Annotated in this window: 15 protein-coding genes; 6 read left to right on the forward strand and 9 right to left on the reverse strand. The window is 58.0% G+C overall.

Translation table 11 applies throughout. From position 1 onward, the window contains the following. Positions 1–50: 50 nt before the first annotated feature. Entirely contained in the window at positions 51–851 is an 801-nt protein-coding gene (locus OQH67_RS06480) for a hypothetical protein (RefSeq protein ID WP_215434143.1), read from the reverse strand. Positions 852–1,028: 177 nt separating this feature from the next. On the opposite strand from OQH67_RS06480, the gene OQH67_RS06485 reads away from it, so the two are divergent. Continuing rightward, the gene (locus OQH67_RS06485; protein ID WP_215434141.1) at positions 1,029–1,742 is read left to right on the forward strand and encodes a hypothetical protein; all 714 of its coding nucleotides are present in this window, start codon (positions 1,029–1,031) and stop codon (positions 1,740–1,742) included. Positions 1,743–2,204: 462 nt separating this feature from the next. Here the strand turns inward: OQH67_RS06485 and OQH67_RS06490 are convergent, their stop codons facing one another. Both OQH67_RS06490 and OQH67_RS06495 read right to left on the reverse strand, forming a co-directional pair. Then, positions 2,205–3,434: a sensor histidine kinase gene (locus tag OQH67_RS06490; RefSeq protein WP_215434139.1), complete on the reverse strand. Its 1,230-nt coding sequence runs from the start codon at positions 3,432–3,434 to the stop codon at positions 2,205–2,207. A 12-nt stretch (positions 3,435–3,446) separates the two neighbouring features. Then, the gene (locus OQH67_RS06495; RefSeq protein WP_215434137.1) at positions 3,447–4,151 is read right to left on the reverse strand and encodes a response regulator transcription factor; all 705 of its coding nucleotides are present in this window, start codon (positions 4,149–4,151) and stop codon (positions 3,447–3,449) included. A 215-nt stretch (positions 4,152–4,366) separates the two neighbouring features. Here OQH67_RS06495 and ilvD point away from each other — a divergent pair, with 215 nt between their 5' ends. Then, complete coding sequence (gene ilvD, locus OQH67_RS06500; RefSeq protein WP_067570568.1) at positions 4,367–6,043, forward strand: dihydroxy-acid dehydratase; 1,677 nt, start codon at positions 4,367–4,369, stop codon at positions 6,041–6,043. A gap of 159 nt (positions 6,044–6,202) precedes the next feature. Here ilvD and OQH67_RS06505 read toward each other — a convergent pair whose 3' ends face one another. Next, entirely contained in the window at positions 6,203–6,625 is a 423-nt protein-coding gene (locus tag OQH67_RS06505) for a hypothetical protein (RefSeq protein WP_215434135.1), read from the reverse strand. Between the two features lie 74 nt (positions 6,626–6,699). Next, positions 6,700–10,782 carry an autotransporter outer membrane beta-barrel domain-containing protein gene (locus OQH67_RS06510; RefSeq protein ID WP_215434133.1) on the reverse strand — a complete coding sequence of 1,361 codons (4,083 nt, stop codon included), beginning with the start codon at positions 10,780–10,782 and terminating at the stop codon, positions 6,700–6,702. Between the two features lie 314 nt (positions 10,783–11,096). On the opposite strand from OQH67_RS06510, the gene OQH67_RS06515 reads away from it, so the two are divergent. Continuing rightward, a complete protein-coding gene (locus OQH67_RS06515; RefSeq protein WP_215434131.1) occupies positions 11,097–12,158 on the forward strand; it encodes a tyrosine-type recombinase/integrase in 1,062 nt (353 codons plus the stop codon). A 213-nt stretch (positions 12,159–12,371) separates the two neighbouring features. On the opposite strand, the gene OQH67_RS06520 is transcribed toward OQH67_RS06515, so the two are convergent. Continuing rightward, positions 12,372–13,343 carry a uracil-DNA glycosylase gene (locus tag OQH67_RS06520; protein ID WP_265145405.1) on the reverse strand — a complete coding sequence of 324 codons (972 nt, stop codon included), beginning with the start codon at positions 13,341–13,343 and terminating at the stop codon, positions 12,372–12,374. Between the two features lie 209 nt (positions 13,344–13,552). Between OQH67_RS06520 and OQH67_RS06525 the strand changes: the two genes are divergently transcribed. Both OQH67_RS06525 and OQH67_RS06530 read left to right on the forward strand, forming a co-directional pair. Beyond that, positions 13,553–14,689 carry a radical SAM protein gene (locus tag OQH67_RS06525; protein WP_215434128.1) on the forward strand — a complete coding sequence of 379 codons (1,137 nt, stop codon included), beginning with the start codon at positions 13,553–13,555 and terminating at the stop codon, positions 14,687–14,689. Between the two features lie 147 nt (positions 14,690–14,836). Continuing rightward, a complete protein-coding gene (locus OQH67_RS06530; protein ID WP_215434126.1) occupies positions 14,837–16,723 on the forward strand; it encodes an LTA synthase family protein in 1,887 nt (628 codons plus the stop codon). 221 nt (positions 16,724–16,944) lie between these two features. On the opposite strand, the gene OQH67_RS06535 is transcribed toward OQH67_RS06530, so the two are convergent. Then, positions 16,945–18,102, reverse strand: a complete 1,158-nt coding sequence (locus OQH67_RS06535) for a metallopeptidase domain-containing protein (RefSeq protein WP_215434124.1) — start codon at positions 18,100–18,102, stop codon at positions 16,945–16,947. 268 nt (positions 18,103–18,370) lie between these two features. Here OQH67_RS06535 and OQH67_RS06540 point away from each other — a divergent pair, with 268 nt between their 5' ends. Then, positions 18,371–20,701: a glycoside hydrolase family 95 protein gene (locus OQH67_RS06540; RefSeq protein ID WP_215434123.1), complete on the forward strand. Its 2,331-nt coding sequence runs from the start codon at positions 18,371–18,373 to the stop codon at positions 20,699–20,701. 351 nt (positions 20,702–21,052) lie between these two features. On the opposite strand, the gene OQH67_RS06545 is transcribed toward OQH67_RS06540, so the two are convergent. Both OQH67_RS06545 and OQH67_RS06550 read right to left on the reverse strand, forming a co-directional pair. Next, complete coding sequence (locus OQH67_RS06545) at positions 21,053–21,784, reverse strand: peptidoglycan recognition protein family protein (protein ID WP_215434121.1); 732 nt, start codon at positions 21,782–21,784, stop codon at positions 21,053–21,055. A 145-nt stretch (positions 21,785–21,929) separates the two neighbouring features. Further along, positions 21,930–22,853: a type I phosphomannose isomerase catalytic subunit gene (locus OQH67_RS06550; RefSeq protein WP_215434119.1), complete on the reverse strand. Its 924-nt coding sequence runs from the start codon at positions 22,851–22,853 to the stop codon at positions 21,930–21,932. Positions 22,854–22,886: the final 33 nt, after the last annotated feature.

Consider the following 22,886-nt stretch of genomic DNA (forward strand, 5'->3'; position numbering starts at 1 on the left):
ATTTTTTATTATTATTCCTGATTTTTTCATGGACATTGCAGGCCGGCAGCTTACCTCTTCAGCGTCTGGCATGGCAGATGGAGGGTGGAGATGTGCGGAGTATTGCCGGGCTGTGCCGGGAATATGTTCAAAAGAAACTGGAGGCGGAAAAAACGTTTTCCTTGGAATCCCTGTTGAAGGACCCGGAACTGGCGCAGGCTTGCCATATGGCCCATTTCTTTGCGTTGGTCGGGAAGGAGAGGACTTATATCCTTCATGAATTGAAGGACAGGGAATTCGTGAAATGGCTGCTGGATCATCCGGAGGCGTTTGAAAAATTGGCGTTTGCCAGGGCATCGGGAAAGGATACGCTGGCTGTATTGAGAAGTATCTGGGTGAAGGAAGGGAAAGAACTTGCCGGGGTCGGTTTCAACATGGCATTGGGCGCGGCGCTGGCCTCCTCGTCCCGGGAACCGGAGGAGTGCGAAGCGCGGTATGATTTTTACAAAAAGTCTTTTGCGGAAAAGAAATTGTTTCCGCAGTTCATTACACTGGAGCCGTGGGAATTTGGTATTCTTTTCCAGGGCAGGGAAAGTATTGAAGAACTTGCCTGGGCTCAGGAATATTCGTCCCGGAAAAAAACTTTTAAAGCTCAGAATGCCGGGTATGCGGCTTGTTCTTTTATTCCTTACCGGATGAAGAACAAACAGGGGGTCAGCGTACATGCCGGTGGAGCGTTTTACGATCATAAACCTGTTTCTTTGCAGATTTACGTGGAATATGGAGGAGTATGCGGTGCCGTTTCCAAAGGGGCTGCCGGGTTTGTGAAGGCAAAGGGAATTCCTTCCTACACGATCGGCCAGCCGGGGCATTGCGCTTTTGTGTGGAAGGGAATGGATGGAGAATGGAAAATAGGGAATAATATTTATGGATGGATATGGTCGGAGGGCGGTTCCGGGGGACCGTGGAAGGGTGCCGTTTCCACGATTACGGAATTGCCTCGTTTTTGGAAGGGGGAGAATGCCTCCTCCTCCAATTTATGTTACTATTTGTCTCTTCTGGCTGCCGATTCTCGGAAGTCCGAAGTATTGTTGGAAGAGGCGTTGAAGCGAAATCCTTCCAATTATTCCGCATGGCAGGCTTTAATGAGGAAGAAAGGACGTCTGGGAGAGAAAGACAAGCTGGCTTTGTTGGAACAGTTTAAGAAAGCTTTTCCCGGTAATCCCACCCTGTGGGAGTATTTTGTGAAGAGGGAACTGGGGATTGATTGGAAAAAGGCGAATGGTTATGCCGTCTATCCCCGATTGCTGGCGGAAAATGAATCATGGGATTCCGTAGATGCCTATATGCGCAATTTCTGTGCCTTGGCCCGGCAGGATATTCCGGACATGGCGGGAAAGCTGTCCTATGAAGTGAAGACCAAGAGAAGCTTTTTCAAAAACTGGCTGAAATTTTATCAACAGAACAAAGTGGACCGGAAGGTAAGAGTGCAGACATGCGCCGTGTTGGAAAAAGCGCTTCCCCACTTGCTGAGTCGTGAGAAAACGGCATTGCAGTTTCTTGGGTTTTATGGACAAGTGATTGACTTGTGGAAGGACAAGCAATTGTCGGCCCGGGCCGATGCATGTCTGACTGCATGGCTGAAGGAGGCCGACAAGCCCTCTCTTCGTAAGAAGATGGCGGAAATAGGGCTGAAAGCAGCTGACCATCTGGGCGATAAAAAAGCGCTGGTTCGTTATGCAGAGGCTCAGAATGGATATTGAATAGCGATGCTACTTTCCATTTGCACGGAAGAATCGTTTCTTCCGGACTAGTTCATCGTCGACGCGGTTTGAGATTGTCCAAACTTATATGGCCAATAGACTAGTGTATTAAAAAAGACTGCAACCTGTGGAGAAGTACAGAAACAGCAGGATTTGGAAAAACAGTATCCGGATTATAAAATGATCCGAAGGGAAATCCGGATGTTCCATAAGGAATTTTTAGAGAGGGTGAATTTGAAAAAAGATGGGATAAATTGATCGCCAACTTTGATGTTCCTACTACATGAATGGATATAGAAAGTGCCATCAATGGAAAACCATCCAATTGTTTCCTGGCGTAGAAGAGTAGAACTTGAACATGGGCCGCTTCCGTGAACCTTGAAGCCATTCCGCCGGGTTGGAGAGTATGTTTCTTCTCCCGGATTCAACAGTAACCATGTCTGGTTGCTCCACATCGGAATCTTATGCCTCTTTTCCTTTTCGGAACCGTTTCAGCGGAATGGTGATGGTGAAGGTGGTTTTCTGGTGGGGAACGCTGGTGACGGTGATGGTTCCGTCATGGGCTTCCACGGCTCGTTTGACGATGGAGAGGCCCAGTCCCGTTCCCTTGATTTCCGAGGAGTGATGGGTTTCCACCCGGTAGAAACGGTTGAAGAGGAAGGGGAGGCTTTCCGCGGGAATGCCCACGCCCGTGTCCGTCACGGTGATGACGCAGGCGTCCGGCGCGAGGGAGGCGGCCACGGTGACGGAAAGGTCCGGCTCCGTGTTCTGCTTGAGGGCGTTTTCCACCAGGTTGAACAGGATTTGCGTCCAGTAGAAGGGGTCTCCGTACAGTTCCCATTTCGCGGGGATGTCCATGTGCAGGGCGGCCTGCTTTTTCTCCCGGATGGAGTCCAGCCGGGAGAAGACGTCGTCCGCGCAGGAGGTGAGGCGGAACCACTGCTCTTTCAGGATGGCCTTGTGGCCGGATTCCAGCTTGGAGATCATGAGCATGTCTTCAATGATGTTCATGAGCCGCTGGCTGTTCTGGTGCATGATGCCGATGAATTTGCGGGCCAGGGCCGGTCTTTCCTCCATGAGCTCGTCTTCCATCAGGTTTTCCAGGTATCCCACAATGATGGTGAGAGGCGTGCGCAGTTCGTGGGAGGCGTTGGCCACGAAGTCCCTCCTCATCTGGTTGGTGAGGTAGTTCTGCGTGACGTTGCGCAGCAGGATGCGCTTTTCCCTGATGGGGGTATCCGTGATGGCGCTGTCCAGATGCCATGCCGTGATGCCGTTCTGCACTCCGCCGGGGGAGTTGATGGCGCTGAGGGTGAATTCCTTGGTGACGGGACCGTCCGTGTCAAAGGCTTCCTGCACGTGGAGCAGAAGTTCCTGATTGCACACCAGGGAACCGACTTTGCGGCCTTCCAAGCGTTCTTCCTGAAAGAGTTCGCGCGCCAGCGTATTGGCCAGCACGATGTGTCCGGAAGGGCCGATGAGCAGGAAGGCCTCCCCCAGCGCTTCCAGAAAGCGCCGTTTGTCCGCAATGGCCTGTTCCTGGGCCTCTTCCCCGCGTTTCAACAGGCGCTGGGCGTCCCTCAGAGCCTTTTTCCTGGCTTTCATGGCTGACCGGCATGTCTGTACCAGGTGCCAGTTCAGGTACAGGGAGGCCAGCAGCAGGAGGATGAGGATGTAGTCAACGGCCGACATGGCGTGAAGACGTTAGGCAGGCTCCTGCCGAGGACGGCGTCCGGGCAGGAGGAAGCGGTAGCCGATGCTGCGGACGGTTTCAATGCAGTCCGCATACGGGGCCAGCTTCTGGCGCAGCCGCTTCATGTGCGTGTCCAATGTGCGGCTCTGGGCCTGGTGGCTGTACCCCCACACGCAGCTGAGCAGGTCGTTGCGGTTCAGGGTCTGCCCCTCGCGCTCGATCATGTACACCATGAGCTTGAATTCCGTGGCCGTCAGATCCACTTCTTCCTTGTCGATGTAGAATTTCAGGGCGTTTTTGTCAAAAGTGAAGGGGCCGTACTCCGCGATGACGCTGCCCGGCGTGTGTTCGCACCGCTTCAGCACGCTGGCCACGCGCAGAACAAGCTCCTTGGGGCTGAATGGTTTGGTCACATAGTCGTCCGCTCCCAGTTCCAGCCCCTGAATGCGGTCTTCCGCCTGTGCCTTGGCAGTCAGGAAGATGACGGGAATGCCCTGGGTGCGGCTGTCGCGGCGCAGTTCCCGGAGCACGCCGTGCCCGTCCATGCCCGGCATCATCTGGTCCAGCAGGATGAGGTCCGGCTTGTCCCTGCGGGCCACTTCCAGGGCCGTCAGGCCGTCGTAGGCCGCCAGAGGGACGTGTCCGGCACGTTCCAGGTTGTAGGCGACGAGGTCCGAAATGGCGTGATCGTCTTCAGCGATAAGGATGGTTGCCATGACTGTTTTTTAGGATGAAGGCGCTGCCGTGTCTTGAGAATAGGTGTGACGATTTGTTCACATTTCCCTGCCGAGGACGGTGATCGGGGCGCGGCTCCCGCCCCTTCCGTGAAGGGATTGTAACGGAAGCGCTTCCGTTTTGCAAGACTGGCCTAGATTCAACTTCTCTTCCCGCCTTCATATGGTACACTTGCCCCGCACCATAGTATATTGCCATGCGAAGCGATAAAGTTAAAGCAGGTTTCGAGCGTGCGCCGCACCGCAGTCTGATGCGCGCCACAGGGATGACGGATGAGGATTTGAGCCGTCCGTTCATCGCCATTTGCAATTCTTTCAATGAAGTGATTCCGGGCCATGTCCATCTGAACAAGGTAGCCGCGCTGATTAAGGAGGAAGTGCGCAAGGCGGGGGGCACCCCCGTGGAATTCAACCTGCCCGGCGTCTGTGACGGCATCGCCATGGGGCACGGCGGCATGAAGTTTTCCCTGGCCAGCCGCGAACTGATTGCGGACAGCGTGGAGACGATGCTCAGCGCCCATGCGTTTGATGCCATGATCTGCATCCCGAATTGCGACAAAATCGTTCCCGGCATGATCATGGGCGCCCTGCGCTGCAATATCCCCACCATTTTCTGCAGCGGCGGCCCGATGGCAGCGGGCATGGCGGAAGACGGCGCCGTGCTGGACCTGAACAGCGTGTTTGAAGCCGTGGCCCGTTTCAAGGCGGGCAAGATCAATGAGGCGGAACTTCATTCCCTGGAATGCCGCGCGTGTCCTGGCGCAGGTTCCTGTTCCGGCATGTTCACGGCCAATTCCATGAATTGCCTGAGCGAGGTGATCGGGCTGGCCCTCCCCGGCAACGGCTCCCTGCTGGCGACGTCCGAGGAGCGCAAGGAGTTCTGGAAGCAGACCGCGCGCCGCGCCGTGGAAATGGCGAAGGCGGACGGCCCCCTGCCGAGGGACATCGTGACCCGTGACGCCATTGACAACGCCTTTGCGATCGACATGGCCATGGGCGGCAGTTCCAACACCGTGCTTCATACGCTGGCCATCGCCCGGGAAGCGGGCGTGGAGTATGACCTCCAGCGCATCAACGACATTTCCCGCCGCACTCCGAACATCTGCAAGGTGGCGCCTTCCTCCCGCTTCCATATGCAGGACGTGCTGCGCGCCGGCGGCGTGAGCGCCATCATCCATGAGATCGCCAGGATTCCCGGCTCCCTCCATCTGGATGCCATGACCGTCAGCGGCAAGACGCTGGGAGAAACCGTGGAAGGATGCGGAATCACGGATGAAACCGTGATTCACCCGCTGGAAAACGCCTATTCCAAAGACGGCGGCCTGGCCATCCTGTTCGGCAATCTGGCGGAAGAAGGCGCGGTTGTGAAAAAGGCCGGGGTGCACCCGGACATGATGAGCTTCCGCGGGCCTGCCGTGATTTTCGAGTCCCAGGAAGACGCCTGTGAAGGCATCCTTGCCGGGAAGGTGAAGTCCGGCGACGTGGTTGTCATCCGCAATGAAGGGCCCAAGGGCGGCCCCGGCATGCAGGAGATGCTGGCGCCCACTTCCTACATCATGGGGCAGGGCCTGGGCGCGGAAGTGGCGCTCATCACGGACGGCCGTTTTTCCGGAGCCACGCACGGCGCCTGCATCGGCCATATCTCCCCGGAAGCTGCGGAAGGCGGCCTCATCGGCCTGCTGAAGGACGGGGATATCATTGAGTATTCCATTCCGGACCGCACGCTGAACGCCTGTCTCACGGAGGATGAGATCGCACGCCGCCGTGCGGAGTGGAAGCCCACGTACAACAAAGTTTCCTCCTCCTGGCTCAGCCGTTACCGCAAGCTGGCCACCAACGCCAGCCGCGGCGCCGTTCTCCAGAGCGGTGAATAAATGCCATCCGTTTTATTTTCGGCCGCTTTCCTCCTCCGGGGAAAGCGGCTTTTCATTTCCGCCCGGCTTTGTTTTTTCACGGAGTTTCCTTCAAAAAGAGAGCCGCTCCCTTCCAGGGGGAGCGGCTCCGCTATCAACATAATACCGAAAAAGCATGCATTACCTGGTGATTCTGAAGGGGCCGCTCAGACCTACCGGGGACATGGCGGAGGAATCATAGTCTGTTACCCTGTAGGTTCCTTCCGTGGCGGAGGTAAAGGTCATTTCTCCGGAACTTTTAACGGTCCGGGGATGTTCGCGGTCTTTCTCGGTCAGTGTCATGGAAAACCGGGCGGAAGCGGCGCCGGGCGCATACGTGTATGTTCCGGAGAAGATGCCGTCACCCGTTTCCAGGGTGCTGGACGAGGTGATTTTGTAGGATACGCCGTGGCCGTCCGTCATCACGATGGTGCTGTCTGTTTCCAGCGCCTGAGGAGGGGCCACGGCGGATGAGTCCGATTTGCCGGCACCGCCGCCGCAGGAAGCCAGCAGACATGCGCAGCCCAGAAGAATGGCGGGGCGGATTGAGGTTGATGAGTTCATGGAAAAGAATATGTCCAAGTAAAAAATTGCCTCCCGGCCGGGTAGCAGACCGGGAAGGCGGGAACGGCTTTCCGTTAGAACGAGTAGCTGACGGAACCGTTGATACCCTGGGCTGTCAGGCCGGCGCGGCTTTCCAGGGAGTACCCGATGCGGGCGCCCCAGCGGCTGCCGAAGGTGGCGCTGACTCCTGCGCTGACGCGCAGGGCCGTGCGTCCCTTGTTGACGCCGCGTGCCGTCCAGGACCCCAGATCGCTGCCGACCGTGCCCTTGGGATTGATGCGGCTGAGGTCCTGTGCCACGGCCACCGTGATTCCGGGTGTTAGCGTGGTTTTGGTGCCTGCGGTAAAGGTGCGGGACACGGTAATGCCTGCGGGCAGAGTCCAGTTCTGGGCGCGGGCTCCGCTGAAGGTGCGTGCCAGGTCGCCGCTTTCAGTGAAGCTGTCCGTCTTCCCGGTCATGAATTCCAGCCCGGCAAAGGGTGCGATGACCAGCTTGTTCGCCAGCTCTTCCGTCCAGGTGGCGTAAACGGCCGCTCCGAAGGAGCCCGCGTCAAACTCCCCATGGGCGGAGGTATCCGCTACGCGGGCGTTTCCGTCAAAGGAGGTGGTGCCGAAGGCGGCGTATCCGTCCAGGGTCAGTTTCTTGTTCCGGGAGGGAGTATAGCGGCCGTAGGCCATGACCATGAAGGAATCCGCATCATAGCTGGAGAAGCCTCCCTTGTCCTGGAAAGTGCCGAAGGATTGGCCGACGGCCATCCCCACCAGGGCGGAAGAGGAGAACTTGAAGTCCGCGCCGACGGCATAGCCGCCCGCATCGTACTTGTACCCGTCAATACCGTGGCGGGCGTTCTGGTCCGTCCAGGAGCCCAGTCCGCCAACCCATACGGAGCCGCGGCCGGAGGCTACGGGAGCCATGGCGATGGGGGAACCCTTGGCATCCACGGCCTGCACGGGCCTGGCAGCCGGGCTGTTCAGACCCTGGGCTGCGGAAAGTGCCCCCTGCGTCCGGACGAGGGACGCAAAGCCCTTGAGGGCGTCATTGGAGGCCCAGGCCGCATTGACCACGGTTTCTCCGCTGACAGACTGGATCATGGCTGCCGCGGCATCCGCGCTGGAGGTTCCCAGCAGGTTTTCAAAGAACCTGTGGGCGGCGGAGCCGTCCCGCACGTTCATCCGGGCCTGCTCCATGCCTGCCGCCACTCCGGAAACGTTGCCGGAATATCCCTGCATGGGAGAAGCCACGCCCTTCATGTTCTGGGACAGCCGGATGGTGCCGTCCTCATTGGCGGCGGCCGTTGTGGAAACGAAGGCGGAGTTGAACAGGGGCAGCCCGGCCGCATCCGCCCCGGTAATGGTAACGTTGTCCACGGATGAGATGCCGGAGGCCGTGTGGGTAAGATCCCGTCCATTGCCCGCTTCGTCAATGTGCCAGAGCTTGACGGAGGAATTGCCGTTGAACGTGATGTCGTTGAGCAGCAGGGAGGAGCCTTCCCCCACTTCCACCACGGCATTCCCGTTGAGTTTCAGAGTATCGCCGGCCAGGGTGGAGTTGTCCGTCAGGATGATGCCCTTGCCGTTGATTTCATAGTCCGTCAGGTCTTCAACGCCCAGTTGGGCACCTTCCACGACAAGTTCGTTGTCAATTTCGGCCACATGGCCCACGATCAGGGAACCGGCTCCGGAATACTGGAGGAAGTCGCCGCCGAATCCGTTGTCTTCCTGGTCCCTGCCGCCATAGAGCAGGTTGCCGCCTCCCAGCTGGACCAGGCTGGCGGAGCCGCGGATCCATTCCGGATCGTCATCCAGGGTGAAATAGTCGGCGTCGGAAATGCCGCTATTGATGAGGGTGGTTGCGTCCGCGTCGGTATTGACTACGATGGTAGCTCCGTCTTCGGCAAAAATGTCATTGGCTTCACCTCCCGCCATGTTGCCGTCGAAAAAGGAACCGGAGCCGATGACCAGAAGGCGGTCTTCCATCAGGTGAATGGCGCCGCCAAGGCTGCCAGCGGTATTATCCGTGAAAACCGTGTTTTTACCGAGCCAGATATTGGCCCCTTCGTTTTCGAAAAGGTCGTCCACATTGTCGCCTTCCTGCCAGGCAAGGTTGGTCGTCAGTTCGGAGGCGATGGCGCCTCCGTTGGCTCCGGCCCGGTTACCGGAGAAGACGGAACCGTTGCCTACGACGATGTCCAGAACTTCCGTGGTCAGTTTGGAGGTCCGTTCCCCGTCAACGTAGGCCATTGTCTCGGCAATGTTGTTCTGGGCGAAAACGGCTCCCCCGGACCCGGAGGCCGAGTTGTCAATGAAACGGTTGTTTTCTCCGATCACGATGTCTCCATGCGCATACAGGGCTCCCCCTCTGGAAATATCCATGGCGGCGGACCTGCCCGGAGCCGTGCTGTTCATGAACGTATTGTTGCGGCCCGTGGTGATTTTGTTCTCACGCTCCGTAATGGTGACGGTCCCGTTGAGGATGTTTCCGTTTTCATCCGTGTCCCTGATGCTGGCCTGGATGAGGCTGTTGTCCGAGTCGCTGAAGGCGCTCATGTGGTAAACGGAGGCATCTTCCGTTCCCTGGTAGGTGACGTTGTCACCCAGCGTGATGGTATTTTCCGCCGCGACGGTGGTCATGGTCAGGGTGACGTTGTTGCCGATGACGATGCTGCCCCCGTAGGTGCCTTCGCTGTATTCTCCGGAGGCCAGAACGTAGTCGCCGTCCGCATTCTGCTTGAGCGTTCCTTCAAAGGAAATGGTCCCGCGGGTGGAAACGCCTTCATCGTCGATGTCTCCCACCGTATCCGCTGCCCAGATGTCGGCCATCTGGCTGCCGGAAAGGTCGTTGTCCCCGGTGATGGTGGTGTTGCTGCCAATGTAGATGTCTCCGCCCTCTGCGTAAATGTCCACGTCATTCAGGGTGGAATGGTCGCCGATGGAGACAGTGGCCTGGTCGCCCACGGCAGTGGTCATGTATACGGTCCGGGTGCCGTCTTCCTTTTCAAAGATGGAGACGGAATCCAGTTCCACGGAAATGGCGTCCAGCGTGACAGAGGTCAGTTCCGCGCCATTTCCTATGAAGATGGAGCCTTCGGCATCCAGATCATAATTTTCGATGGAGCTGTTGCTGCCGATGAATATGTCGCCGTACAAACCCATGGATTCCTGAATGCTGGTTCCGGGCTGGTAGCGGCCCTGGTTGTCCTGGATGGAAATGCCGGACGTGAGCACCAGGGCTCCCGTGGTGATTTCCGCCCGGTCCGTGGCGGAAATGTCGCTGCCGTCTCCCAGGAGAATGTCGCCGCCGGTATAGAGGTCGCCGTCTCCTGCCGTACTCAGGTCGGTATCAGTCATCGTAACGGCGCCGGCACTGAAATCGATGCCCCCCGTGGCTCCCACGGATTCCGACTTGCCGATCAGGGTTTTGGAATCTTCGTCTTCATAAACGGATGTCGTGTTGACGGCCCCAGTGGAGATGAGAGTGGAATCGGACAGGGAAATATCTCCATGGGAGATAATTTTACCGCGGACGCCGTCGTTCATGGACAAGTCCATTTCGTCGATCTGGACATCCTTTCCCAGTTCCATGGCAATTTCTCCTGGAGTATTGGTGACAACCGTGGAGATGAAGGCTCCCGTTTCGGGGTCGATTCTTGTCTCTATGGAGGTGGAATGTCCGGTGGTGACATTGTTTCCGTCAAGAAAGACGCCGTCTCCCGCTACCAGCTTGTTGTTTTCCAGTAACAACCATGTGCCGTCCAGGGTGGAGCCGCTTTCTATGGAAAGGATGATTCCACTTTCATCCGTTCCGCTGAGCATGCCGTCCGTCATGCTGCCGACCCGGACGGTTCCCTCTCCTCTTACATTCACATTCTGCATGGAGACTGCGGACATGTCCCCGTAGTTGAAATTGGAGACGGTGCCATGGCCGTCCGAGGCAAGGGTGATGCGGGCGTCTGCGGGCAATGCCGTCAGGTCCGTTCCCTGAAAGTCAATGGTTCCGGTGATCCTGAGCGTATCTCCATCAGCAAGCTGGTTCCAGGCTTCCTGAAATTCTTCCAGATTGGAAGCGGTATATTCTTCGGCTGCGAAAGCTTGGCAGCCGAGGGCGCACATGGCTGTCAGTAAAGCCCGGCGCAGAGGTAGTGGTAAACGAGGATTCATGATTTGGTATGTTTGTGTTCATCGGGAAGAAAAGGGATAGAAATGCCTTTTTCTTTCCACCACCTACATACAGGATTGACAATCCTGTGTTCGTGAATGCATTTGCCTCGTTTACATATTGTTAGAAAATCCTCTTTCCTTTTTCCCGGATAGGAGCGTCGATGTTTTTAATCTAACAAATAGATTGAAATTTGTACATGATGAATTAATTCTAAAACCGCCATAAAATATGAAATATTGTAGTTTTTTTACTTGCTATCAGGATTGTCAATCCTGTGACGCATAAAACATTATTTTACAATTACATTGCTCGAATGAGGGAACATGTCGAAAATCGCGCCGAATATTTGGCGGCGGAAATGTTGTTGAAAGGGAGCGGGCTGAATATGGTGGAGGCGGCTACCCTGGCTCTGGAGCTGGTGCAGCGCTGCGGCGGTTCCCGATGCAGCATGCGCCGCGCCAGAAAGGCCATTGAGCTGGGAGCGGAGGAACTGAAAAACGGAGAACAGACGGTATCCTTTGCGGCCGCGGTGGATGAAACGCTGAAAGTGAAGTGCGGCCGGCGCCCCACAACCTTGCGGGATATCAGGTACTTTACCGGCGCGCTGATGCGCAGATGCCCGGAATTAAAGAACTTCCCGGTCAGGAAACTGACCCCGCAACATTGTTCGCGTTTTCTTGAATCCGCCTTTTCTTCCGGCAGGCAGCGCTACAAGGCGCGGGCAGTGATGAGCGGAATTCTGAGTCTTTCCCTGCGGCGCGGGTGGTGCAGGCAAAATCCTCTGCTGCGCGTGGATGCCCCTTCCTTCCGTGAGCAGGTCATTGCCGTACTGAATCCTGAGGAGATAAAATGCCTGAGGAACGCAGCGGAATCTCCCGAATTCCGTGATTGCGCTCCTGCTGTCTGGATCATGATGTATGCCGGAATCCGTCCGGGGGAGGTGGCCCGCCTCCGGTGGTGCGATGTGGATATGGAAGAAAGGGTGATTTCCGTAAGACCGTTGGCGAGCAAGACGGGCGGCGCGCGCCATGTTACCGTTCAGCCCGTTCTGGAACGGCTTTTGACAGGGTATGGCATTCCGGAGGGGAACAGGCCTTTATGCCCGCCGAACTGGCCTTTGCGCTGGCGGCGATTCAGGAAGGAAGCAGGGTGGGGGAGCGGCGGCAGGTTCCGGGCATGGAGGCCGGACGTTCTGAGGCATACTTACGCTTCCTACCATGCCAAATGGTTCAGGGATTTTCCCCTTCTTCAGATGGAAATGGGGCACCGTTCCTCCACCCTGCTGCGCGCACGGTACTTGAATATGGAGGGAGTAAGCCGTGAGGGGGCGGCCCTGTTCTGGGAAGTGCCGGAAAAGGAGGAACTCCATGGATAGGGAAGCCTGACTGTTCCGGGCGCTTTTGCCGTTTCTTCATGGTACCCAGCTCGGACACGGCGCGGGAGGGAATATGAAAGCCGGGGCGCATGGCGTCTTGCGGCGGAATTCCCACGGTTTCTGTAAATGGCGCTCGGCACGCTGAGGCGCATCAGGGACAGGACGCCGGGTTCTTCCGGTTTGGCTGCGGCATGGTAAAAGGGAGCAGGGAGTTCATTCCCTGGGCAGGAAATAGCCGCGCTGCTTTTCGGAGACAGGCATGCCCATCCGTTCCATCACGGCCAGCATGTCTTCCCATACCTTGCGCTTTTCCCGCGGATTGTCGGACCTCAGCAGGTAGCTGGGGTGGTAGGTGACGCGCACGGGAATGCCGTTGAGGTCGTGGAACCTGCCGCGCATGGAACTGACGGAGCCCTGTTCCCCCAGCAGGCCGACTGCGGCGGTGCCTCCCAGGGCAATGATCATCTTCGGCTGGATGACCTGGATTTCATGCATGATGATGGGCAGGCAGGCTTCTATTTCCTCCGGCGTAGGGGCGCGGTTGTTGGTTCTCTGGTTCGGCAGGGCAGGACGGAATTTGACGATGTTGGAAATGTAAACCATGTCTCTGGAAAGCCCCATGGCTTTCAGAATCTGGTTGAGCTTTTCTCCGGCCCGGCCCACGAAGGGTTCCCGCTGTACTTCTTCATAGTATCCCGGCGCTTCGCCTATCAGCATGAGCTGCGTATGGGGATTGCCCGTGGCGAAGACCATCGTGTCCCGCAGGGAGTTGAGGTCCCGTGCAGGTTTCCAGTTTTGTGCCAGATCCCTGAGGTATTGCAGCTTGTCTTCCATCGTTCCTTCCGGGAGCGTGATGGAGGAAGACGGTTTCCGCTCTTCCGGGAAAAGCTCCGGAGCTGTGCCCGGGGGCGGTGTTTTTACGGGTTCCGGTTCTGGTCGCGGAGACGGGGAAGACGGGGAAGACGGGGAAGACGGGGAAGACGGGGAAGACGGGGAAGACGGGGAAGACGGGGAAGACGGGGAAGACGGGGAAGACGGGGAATGTGCGCGGCCTCCCTTTTTGGCGGTCAGGTACCACGTTCTCAGGACGTCCCGGGCCTCCTCCGTCAGGCTGGCGCGTGTGGTTCCCCTTTGGATCAGGGAATCGAGGTAATGGCGGAAAAGGCTGTTCGGCGTGGAGGTCATGGGAGGATAAGGCCAGATTAGTCCACGGAAGGCCGTCTGTCACGACGATTTGCAGCCTCTCCTTTTCTCCCGGAATCCCGCCGCACCGGGAAATGACACGGTAAAGGATGGAATCCCCGGCGCAGAAGGGAGCAAATTGGGCTTTTCCGGCCCTTGTGCGGAGATTCCGCACCGGGACCGCCCGTCTCTCATTCCTGATTAGTTATCTTATGTCCTTCTCTGAAGAATTAAGCGCCCTGACGGCCCATCCCTCTCCCCTCGTGCGCCGTTTCATGTCCCTGCTGGAACCTGTGGGCGACGCCCGGCTGGAGGCGATGGCGCAGGAGAGCCGGCGGCTGACCCGGTTGCATTTCGGCAGGACGATCCGGCTGTTCGCCCCCATCTACTTGTCCAACGAGTGCATCAATAATTGCAAGTATTGCGGCTTTTCCCGGGACAATCCCATCATCCGCACCACCCTGACGGTGGATGAAGTGGTTCAGGAGGCGCGCTACCTGCACGGCCTGGGGCTGCGCAGCATCCTGCTGGTGGCCGGGGAGCATCCCAAGTTCGTTTCGGACGGGTACATTCAGAAATGCCTGGACGCCCTGCATCCGTTCATCCCCTCCCTGGGGCTGGAAATCGGCCCCCTGCCGGATGACCGTTACGCGGAAATCGTGCATCACGGGGCGGAACAATTGGCCGTCTATCAGGAGACCTATGACCGGGAAGTTTACGAAACGCTGCATACGGCGGGGATGAAGAAGAATTTCAACTGGCGGCTGGACTGTCCGGAACGGGCGTACCAGGGCGGGTTCCGGCGCATCCAGATCGGCGCGCTGTTCGGGCTGGCCCCGTGGAGGCGGGAGGCGGTGGCCCTGGCCGCGCATCTGGATTATTTGCAGAAGCACTGCTGGAAAGCCGCCCTTTCCGTGGCTTTTCCGCGCATGCGGCCCTATGCCGGGAATTATGAATATGAGCCTGACCCGGAACTGATGCTGGATGACCGCCATTTTGTCCAGCTTATGACCGCCCTGCGCATCTGCTTCCCGAAGATAGGCATGTCCGTGAGCACCCGTGAGCCGGAGCCCATGAGAAACGCGCTGATGCATCTGGGCATGACCCATATGTCCGCCATTGCCCGGACGGAACCGGGCGGTTATACGGGGGTGGGAACGGCCACGGCCCACCTGACGGTGCGGGGGAACGTGGTGGATTTGCCGGAGGAAAAGAAGGGGCAATGCAAGGCGACGGAGCAATTTGAGATTTCAGACCAGCGTTCTCCGGAACAGGTGGTCTGCGCCATCCGGGGAGCCGGACTGGAACCCGTCTGGAAGGATTGGGATTCAGGGTTGGACGTGGTCTAATTCCAGAATTTTCAAGGCAGTCTGCCGGGCGTTCCTGCCTTCCGGCAGGGGAGGAATGCTGTGCCCGAGACCGGATGACAGCCTTGCCGTCCTGATGTTGTAATGTGGCATTGACGGCTTGTTTTCTCCACCATATTTCTGGAGGCCATGATTCGTTATTATTGGGGCAGGTTTTGGCCGTTTCTCCTGTTTGCGTTCGGGATTGAAGTGGTGGAAAACCTGTTTACGGTGTTCTTTGAATACCGCAACATGGATTTTGGTTTTCTGCCTTTGCTGAAAACGGGGTATGTTTTTGTAACGGAGTTCCTGATCACGATGTGCTACTGGCTTCTGCCCTATGCCATTTATCTGTGGCTTCTGCCCCGCAGCAAGGCCGGGGGCAGGGCGGACCGCTGGATCACCCTGGCGTGGTTTTTCCTGTTTGCGCTGGCCAGCCTGTTTGAAGACGTGGCGGAAGCTTTTTTCTGGAACGAGTTTGAGGCCAGCTTCAACTTCATTGCGGTTGATTATCTGATTTACACCAAGGAAGTGATCGGGAACATTTACGAATCCTACCCCATTATTCCCATTCTGCTGGGCATTCTGGCCGTCTCCGTACTCGCGGCGTGGGGCATGCGCCGCTTCCTGATTCCCGGGAATGCTGAAGCTCCCCGCGGATGGAAGCGCGGCTGCGTGGTGGCCGCCCTGCTGCTGTGTGTTACAGGCGGTTATTGGCTGGTGGATATTAAGGACGCGGATGCCGTAGGCAACCGCTATAATTCGGAAATGGCCAAGGACGGCCTTTACAGCCTGTTCAGCGCTTTCATCAAGAATGAACTGGATTACCGGACCTATTACAAGACCCTGCCGGACCAGGATGCCGCGGCTTTTCTGGCCGGGGAGTTCACGGCGGACGATACTTCCGTACCGGATGCCGCCTCCGGAAGCGTGAAGAGGCAGGTGCGCCCCGCCGCGGAGGCCATCCGCCCCAATGTGGTGGTGGTCATTATGGAGAGCATGGGCGCGGAATTCCTGAATGAATGCCGGAAGGACGGGGAGGACATCACCCCATGCTTGAGCCGTCTGGGCCGGGAGGGAATCTTTTTCCCGAACACGTATGCCACGGGCACCCGCTCCGTGCGGGGGCTGGAGGCGGTGAGCACCTCCATTCCGCCGCTGCCAGGCATGTCCATCGTGCGGCGGGAGGGCAATGAAAACCTCCGGACAATCGGTTCCATTTTCAAGGAAAAGGGATATGACCTCAAATGGATTTACGGGGGGTACGGCTATTTTGACAACATGAATTATTTCTTCGGCAACAACGGGTTCCAGGTAATGGACCGCAACTCCATGGATGATTCCGAGGTGACCCATTCCACCATCTGGGGCGTCTGTGATGAAGACTTGTTCCGCCGCGCCGTCCGTGAGGCGGATGAGTCCTGCGGACGCGGAGTGCCGTTCCTGCAGGTGGTATTCACGACGTCCAACCACCGGCCCTATACGTATCCGGAGGGCCGCATTGACATTCCCTCCCACACCGGACGCCTGGGAGCCGTGAAATACGCGGATTATTCCGTGGGGGCCTTTGTGGAGGAAGCCAGAAGCAAGCCCTGGTTTGACAATACACTGTTCGTTTTTGTGGCCGACCACGGCGCCGGGAGCGCCGGAAAAAAATCGCTCAATCCGGAAACGCACCGCATTTTCTCCATTTTTTACGCTCCGGCCCTGCTGAAGCCGGAACGGCGGGAGACGGCGATCAGCCAGATAGACGTGCTTCCCACGCTTCTGGGCCTATTGAAATGGCCTTATGACGCCTCCTTCTATGGCAAGGATGCCTTGAAACCCTCGTACCGTTCCCGTTACTTCGTGAGCAATTACCAGTACATCGGCTACTTGCGGGGGGACGACATGGTGGTGCTCAAGCCCCAGCGCGGCGCGGAATTCTACCGGGACGGGAATGAAGTGGCCCCGGACGACCGCATGAAGGAGCTTGAAAAGGAAGCGATTTATTACTATCAGAACGCTTCCGACTGGCGAAAGCACCTGAAGGAATAATCACTGGTTCCCCTGATGTGCGCCAGGATGAATGCACGGTTTTCCGGAGACGGAAGATTCCGGGAGCCGTCCTGCGCCGCCGGGTGCATGCGCCTGCCTGGTGAAGGCCTGGGTCGGGTGTTCGGCCTCTGGCGGGGAGAATGAATGCCCGTAGAAGGAATCTTTTTCTTTGATTCAGCTTGCTGTCCGCCCATACGGAGGGCGCAGGAACCAGGATTTAATCAGGATTTGTCCGTGTCCTTGTAGTCCTGGAGGGCGTCCCGCAGGAACTTGAAGTGCTTCTGTATCTGCTGGCCGTTGGCAAGCACGAACATGAGGGAAATGCGGAATTCGTTGTCTTTCAGTCCATCCAGTTCCTTTCTGTCGATCTTCATGGAGAACTTTCCGCTCTTTTTCCCGAGGCGTTCGGAGAAGGAGACGGCATCGTAATCCTGGTTGACGGCGTAGGGAGGGTCCTGGACGTAAACGTTCAGGGCCTTGACGGTCTGCGGGCTCTTGTAGTTTCCGGAAATCAGGATCTGGTCCCCCTTGAAGGAGATGGAAATGTTCTTGGCTTCCACTTCCGGTTTGCCTTGGTAGTATTGCTGGCCGGGTGTGACGGAAAACACCTCGCAGGCGTCCAGCAGGGCGCAGCTGGCGGGGGTCAGGAACGTGGGGCTGGTGCCGAACGTGTAGTTGCCCGCTCCCATCAGGGCGGTGCCGTACTTCTTGCCGTCGGACGTGGTCTGGTGGTTGTGGGGCAGGTTGAGGCCGTGGCCCAGTTCATGAGCCAGGCCGCCGTACCATTTGGTCAGCAGCCTCCCTTCCTTGGTCGGCTGTCCCAGGTGCTTGATGTCGAAGGCCGGGTAGTCCAGGGCGAAGCAATAGCGGCCCATGCCGTAAAAGGGAACGCCTCCGGGATTGTCCGGGCCGTTCTTGTCGTCGTTCCATGTGGGCATGATGATCAGGGTGTGCTGGCTTTTCTTTTTGTCCGGATTGGCCTTGAAAAACTTTTCAATTTCCTGGGCCGCTTTCCATCCGCCGCCGTTTTCGTAGGGGTAATGGCTGGCCGGATTCTCGGCCTTGTATTCAATGATGTTGACGCGGCCGGGCGACTTGATGTCCATCCCGAAGGCCCTGGCTCCGTAGCCGTGCCTCTGCATCTCCTTTCCGTAAAACTGCTGGAGGTAAAGCATCAGTTCGCTGATGCGGCGTTCGTAATCCGGCACGGGGGCCGTATCGCTGCCCAGGAAATAAACGATGTTGAGCTGGTGCTCCGTTTTTTTCAGCGGAATGCGGTTTTTCAAAATATCCGGGACTGGAACTTTGCCATCGGCCAGTCCGGAAGAAGCTCCGAGAAAGAGAAGGGAGAGAAGAATGGAGGCAAACCGTTTCAACATGATGGTAACGGTATGAAGCCTCCGGGGAAAGGCAAGGAAATTCCCTGCCCTCTTTTTTGCAGGAAAGGCGCGTACGGAAAGGGACTAAAGACTGGATATTTCTCCCTCGGAACAGTTCTGGTCTTTTTTTTGACGCATCATGAAGAAAGCTGAAAGATAGAGATTGCAGGAAGGGTACTTTTATGACAGTCTAATTAAAGCAATGCATCTTCAATCCCTTCTTTTCTCCGCTTTGTCCGTAAGTGCGGTATCGCTAGGCTGGAGCGCCTTGGACAAACCTTCCGCCTCCAACCTGATCTGGGACGACAAGCCTGCCGTGGTCGTCTATCCTCAGGCGGACAAGAACCCCGACGGCAGCTTTGGCAAGTACAAGAAGCCCTCAGCCGTATGGGAAGCGGAAGGCTATCCCATCGGCAACGGCCGCGTGGGCGCGATGATTTTCAGCGCCCCCAACCGTGAACGTTTTGCCCTCAACGAGATCAGCCTCTGGTCCGGCGGCCCCAATCCGGGGGGCGGCTACGGCTACGGTCCAGATGCAGGAACCAACCAGTTCGGCAACTACATGCCTTTCGGCGACCTGTTCGTGGACTTCAAGAAAGGGGACCAGCCCGCCTCCGTGTCCGTGGAGGACTTCACCCGCGCCCTGGATCTGCGCGACGGCATCTACAAGGTGAATTACAAATCCGACGGCGTGACCTATGACCGTGAGGCTTTCGCCAGCACTCCCGCCAATGTTCTGGTGATCAACTACCGCGCCAGCAAGCCCGGCAGTTTCAATGCGGACTTTTCCGTGAATTGCCAGGTGGATGCGGACATCTCCGCCAAAGGCCCCATACTCACGTGGAAGGGAACCCTGAAGAACGGCATGAATTTTGAAGGCCGTGTTCTGATACGCACGAAGGGCGGCACCGTTTCCGCCTCCGGGGACAGGATTTCCGTAAAAGACGCGGATTCCTGCACGGTCGTCATCGCCATGGAAACGGACTATCTGATGGATTACAAGAAAGACTGGAAGGGGGAAGCACCCTCCAGGAAGCTGGACCGTTACGCGGCTAAATCCGCCTCCACGGATTATGCCGCGCTGAAACAGGCGCATATCGCCCAGTACAAGTCCATGTTCGACCGCGTGAAAGTGGACTTCGGCAAGACTGAGCCGGAGGTGGCCAAACTTCCCATTCCGGAACGCCTGAAAGCCTACAAGAATAAGCCGTCCGATCCCGACCTGGAGGAAACCATGTTCCAGTTCGGCCGTTATCTGCTGCTTTCCAGCTCCCGGCCCGGAACCCTTCCCGCCAACCTCCAGGGTCTTTGGAACGAGTATGTGAAGCCGCCGTGGGCCTGCGACTATCACAACAACATCAATGTCCAGATGGCCTACTGGGGCGCGGAACCCGCCAACCTTTCTGAATGCCACCAGGCGCTGGTTGATTACGTGGAAGCCATGGCTCCCGGCTGCCGGGACGCCTCCCAGGCCAATAAAAAGTTCAATACCAAGGACGGAAAGCCGGTGCGCGGCTGGACGGTGCGCACCTCCCAGAACATCTTCGGCGGCAACGGATGGGCCTGGAACATTCCGGGCAATGCCTGGTATGCCCTGCACATATGGGAACATTATGCCTTCACCGGGGACAGGAAGTATCTGGAAAAACAGGCCTATCCCCTGATGAAGGAGATCTGCCATTTCTGGGAAGACCATTTGAAGGAATTGGGCGCGAAAGGCGAAGGCTTCCTGTCCGGCGGCAAGCCCCTGAATGAAGAGCAGCAGAAGGAACTGGCCGATATCAAGGCCGGCACCCTGGTGGCTCCGGATGGATGGTCTCCCGAACACGGCCCCCGTGAAGACGGCGTGATGCACGACCAGCAGCTGATTGCGGAGCTTTTCACCAACACGATCAAGGCCGCCCGCATTCTGGGCAAGGACGCCTCCTGGGCCAAGAGCCTGGAAGGCAAGCTGAAGAGGCTGGCCGGCAACAAGATCGGCAAGGAAGGCAACCTTCAGGAATGGATGATCGACCGCATTCCCAAGACGGACCACCGGCATACGTCCCACCTCTTTGCCGTTTTCCCCGGCAACCAGATTACCAAGCTCAAGACGCCCAAGCTGGCGGAGGCCGCCCGCCTTTCCCTGGAATGGCGCGGCACGACCGGCGACAGCCGCCGTTCCTGGACGTGGCCCTGGCGCACGGCCCTCTGGGCGCGCTTCGGGGACGGAAACAAGGCTCATGAAATGTTTGAGGGCCTGCTCAAGTACAATACTCTTCCGAACATGCTGACGACGCACCCGCCCATGCAGATGGACGGCAACTTCGGCATCGTGGGCGGCGTGTGTGAAATCCTGCTGCAATCCCACGCAGGCGGCATTGAAATCATGCCTTCCCCTGTGGATGCGTGGCCGTCCGGTTCCGTGAAGGGGTTGAAGGCCCGCGGCAACATTACCGTGGATTTCTCCTGGAAAAACGGCAAGGTGGGCAACGTGAAGCTTTATTCCGAGCAGCCCAGGGTGGTGCCCGTGCGCGTCAACGGAAGCGTAACCCGCGTGAAGACCCTGCCGCTGCAACCCAAGGCGGCGGTAGTGCCCGCCGCAGACAGGAAGGGCTAAAAGCTGGGATTTCAGCAAAGGCGGAAGCGGCGCGTGGAGAATTGACGGCGCGGTGTGCCGGGGATTTCCCTGTCCGGTTTCCGGTTTTCATCATTACCCTGCGGGTTGGCCCGCAGGGTATTTCTTTCCGGGTCATTCATTAAGGGCATCAAGAAGACGCGGCCTCAAACCGGGATGATGGGAAGCGCTCCATCCGGAAGCAGGAGGATGGATGGATTCTGCGGTGCGGCCGGATCAGGGACGGGTCAATTTTCCGCACCTGCGGATAGGGGCAATGGGCGCGCCTTCAGGATTTTTTCCCCGGGATTCGCTGGGGACTCATCCTGCCGGTTTGCGGCAGAGCACGGAAACTCAACTGATGCAACGGTGGTAGTAGTCCACGCGGGAGATGAACCAGGACCATTTGAAGCCGGGCTTGCCGTTGTCCAGCAGCAGATGGGGGCAGCGCTTGCCCGTCCAGTAGTAGTGCGGCACCACGTTGCGCAGCGGGATGTTCTGGGAGTACATCGTGTAGGCGGCCAGCTTGGCGGCGCGGTCGAAGGTTTTGACGATGCTTTGTCCGCGCTTTTCACACATTTCAATGCCGATGGAGTACATGTCTCCGGGGCCGCCGCGGTCCGCATGGCGGCCGGTTTCGTTCAAAGGGAGGTGCTGCATGGTCACGTACGGGTCCACCGTGTAGTGCCAGTTGCACCGCAGGGCTCCGTTGTTCAGGGCGCGGGCGTGCTGCATGGCGTCTGCGGACGGGTTTTCCGTGTTGTGCATGGTGATGAAGCGGGGCTTCATGCGGGAGGAACGCCGGCGCAGGGGGGAGGTTTTGGGCATGAGCATCGGCTGCACGTTGCATTCCGCCAGGAGCTGGCGCGGGGAACGCTTCACCAGCGGAACGCTGGAGGGGGTGAAGGAGATCATGGGCGCCGGGCCGGCCTTGCCGGAGGTTTCCGCGCAGCTTGTCAGGGCGAGCAGGGCGGCGGCTTCCAGCAGGAATGTCCTGCGGTCCATGCCCTGGACTTTTTCCAGCATGGGCTGGAGCTGGCCGGAAACACGGGAAAGATACGTGGCGATGGTGGAAAGGTTGTTCATACGACCTTCGGAGGGCAAGGAATGGTAGACTGGTGCAGGAAAAGTTTAGTCCAAACTAAGAGCCGCCCTCTTTCTTTGCAACGAAAAAGTGTGAAAGCCCCGGCTTTGTGCGGAATTCTTCACCCTTTTTGTCATATTGGACTGTTCAAACCGTCGTTGAGAGGAGAACCGTGTCCCGTTCGGCGGCCGTTACGGCGGCGGACCGGACGGGGGAGAGGATGAATTCCCCCTGCCTGGCCTCCCTGCCGTCCCAGGCCACGCCGCCCCGGAGCACCGTCAGCACGGCAAAGCGGGAGGGGTCCTGCGGGATGAACCGTTCCCCCCTGTCCAGGCGGTATTCCCGGGAGGTGAAGTGGGGCGTGTCGGACAGGTAGCGTGGATCGCGGCTGAGTTCCCTGAATTCACGGATGGAGTCCAGGGCCTGTTCCAGGTGTAGTTCCCTCCCCCGGCCGGAGGCGTCCGTCCGGTTCCAGTCGTAGAGACGGTAGGTGGTATCGCTGTTTTGCTGGATTTCCGCGATGAGATGGCCCGCGCCGATGGCGTGAACCAGTCCGGCGGGAATGTACAGGTGTTCCCCGGCATTCAGATGGGCGGAGCGGATGAGCTGATCCATCCGGCCCGCGTCCGCCGCACGGTATATGTCCTGCTCCGTGGCGGATTTCTCCATGCCTCCGTAGATCAGGGCGTCCGGTTCCGCGTGGAGGACGTACCAGACTTCATTTTTTACTTCTCCTCCCCATGCCTCCGCCGTGCGTTCCGGAGGATGCACCTGGACGGAAAGGTTTTCGCGCGCGTCCAGTATTTTGCACAGCAGCGGAAAACGCGGGAAGCGTTCATAGCCGGGGCCGAAGATTTCCTCCCGGTGTTCCTCCCACAGCCGGTGCAGGGGCAGGCCCTCCCATTCGCCTTCCTTCACGATGCTCATGGCTTCCGGCCTGTCGCTGATTTCCCAGGCTTCCCCGTAGGCCGTTTCCCGGTCGGGAAGGTCCCGTCCCAGCAGGGTTCTCATGTGCTGTCCGCCCCAGATGCGGGGCTGGTAGATCGAATGGAAGCGGAAGGGCTGCATCATGTCCGGAGGCTAGGGCATCCCCGGCCTCCAGAC

This window comes from Akkermansia biwaensis (assembly GCF_026072915.1).
Taxonomy (GTDB): Bacteria; Verrucomicrobiota; Verrucomicrobiia; order Verrucomicrobiales; family Akkermansiaceae; genus Akkermansia; species Akkermansia biwaensis.

What these genes read in the sequence shown, in the direction of transcription:
- OQH67_RS06480 (WP_215434143.1), bottom strand. Translation starts at nt 851, where the DNA reads ATGCCCCGGCTGGCCGATCGTGTAGGAAGGAATTCCCTTTGCCTTCAC.
- OQH67_RS06490 (WP_215434139.1), bottom strand. Translation starts at nt 3,434, where the DNA reads ATGTCGGCCGTTGACTACATCCTCATCCTCCTGCTGCTGGCCTCCCTG.
- OQH67_RS06495 (WP_215434137.1), bottom strand. Translation starts at nt 4,151, where the DNA reads ATGGCAACCATCCTTATCGCTGAAGACGATCACGCCATTTCGGACCTC.
- ilvD (WP_067570568.1), top strand. Translation starts at nt 4,367, where the DNA reads ATGCGAAGCGATAAAGTTAAAGCAGGTTTCGAGCGTGCGCCGCACCGC.
- OQH67_RS06505 (WP_215434135.1), bottom strand. Translation starts at nt 6,625, where the DNA reads ATGAACTCATCAACCTCAATCCGCCCCGCCATTCTTCTGGGCTGCGCA.
- OQH67_RS06510 (WP_215434133.1), bottom strand. Translation starts at nt 10,782, where the DNA reads ATGAATCCTCGTTTACCACTACCTCTGCGCCGGGCTTTACTGACAGCC.
- OQH67_RS06515 (WP_215434131.1), top strand. Translation starts at nt 11,097, where the DNA reads ATGAGGGAACATGTCGAAAATCGCGCCGAATATTTGGCGGCGGAAATG.
- OQH67_RS06520 (WP_265145405.1), bottom strand. Translation starts at nt 13,343, where the DNA reads ATGACCTCCACGCCGAACAGCCTTTTCCGCCATTACCTCGATTCCCTG.
- OQH67_RS06525 (WP_215434128.1), top strand. Translation starts at nt 13,553, where the DNA reads ATGTCCTTCTCTGAAGAATTAAGCGCCCTGACGGCCCATCCCTCTCCC.
- OQH67_RS06530 (WP_215434126.1), top strand. Translation starts at nt 14,837, where the DNA reads ATGATTCGTTATTATTGGGGCAGGTTTTGGCCGTTTCTCCTGTTTGCG.
- OQH67_RS06535 (WP_215434124.1), bottom strand. Translation starts at nt 18,102, where the DNA reads ATGTTGAAACGGTTTGCCTCCATTCTTCTCTCCCTTCTCTTTCTCGGA.
- OQH67_RS06545 (WP_215434121.1), bottom strand. Translation starts at nt 21,784, where the DNA reads ATGAACAACCTTTCCACCATCGCCACGTATCTTTCCCGTGTTTCCGGC.
- OQH67_RS06550 (WP_215434119.1), bottom strand. Translation starts at nt 22,853, where the DNA reads ATGATGCAGCCCTTCCGCTTCCATTCGATCTACCAGCCCCGCATCTGG.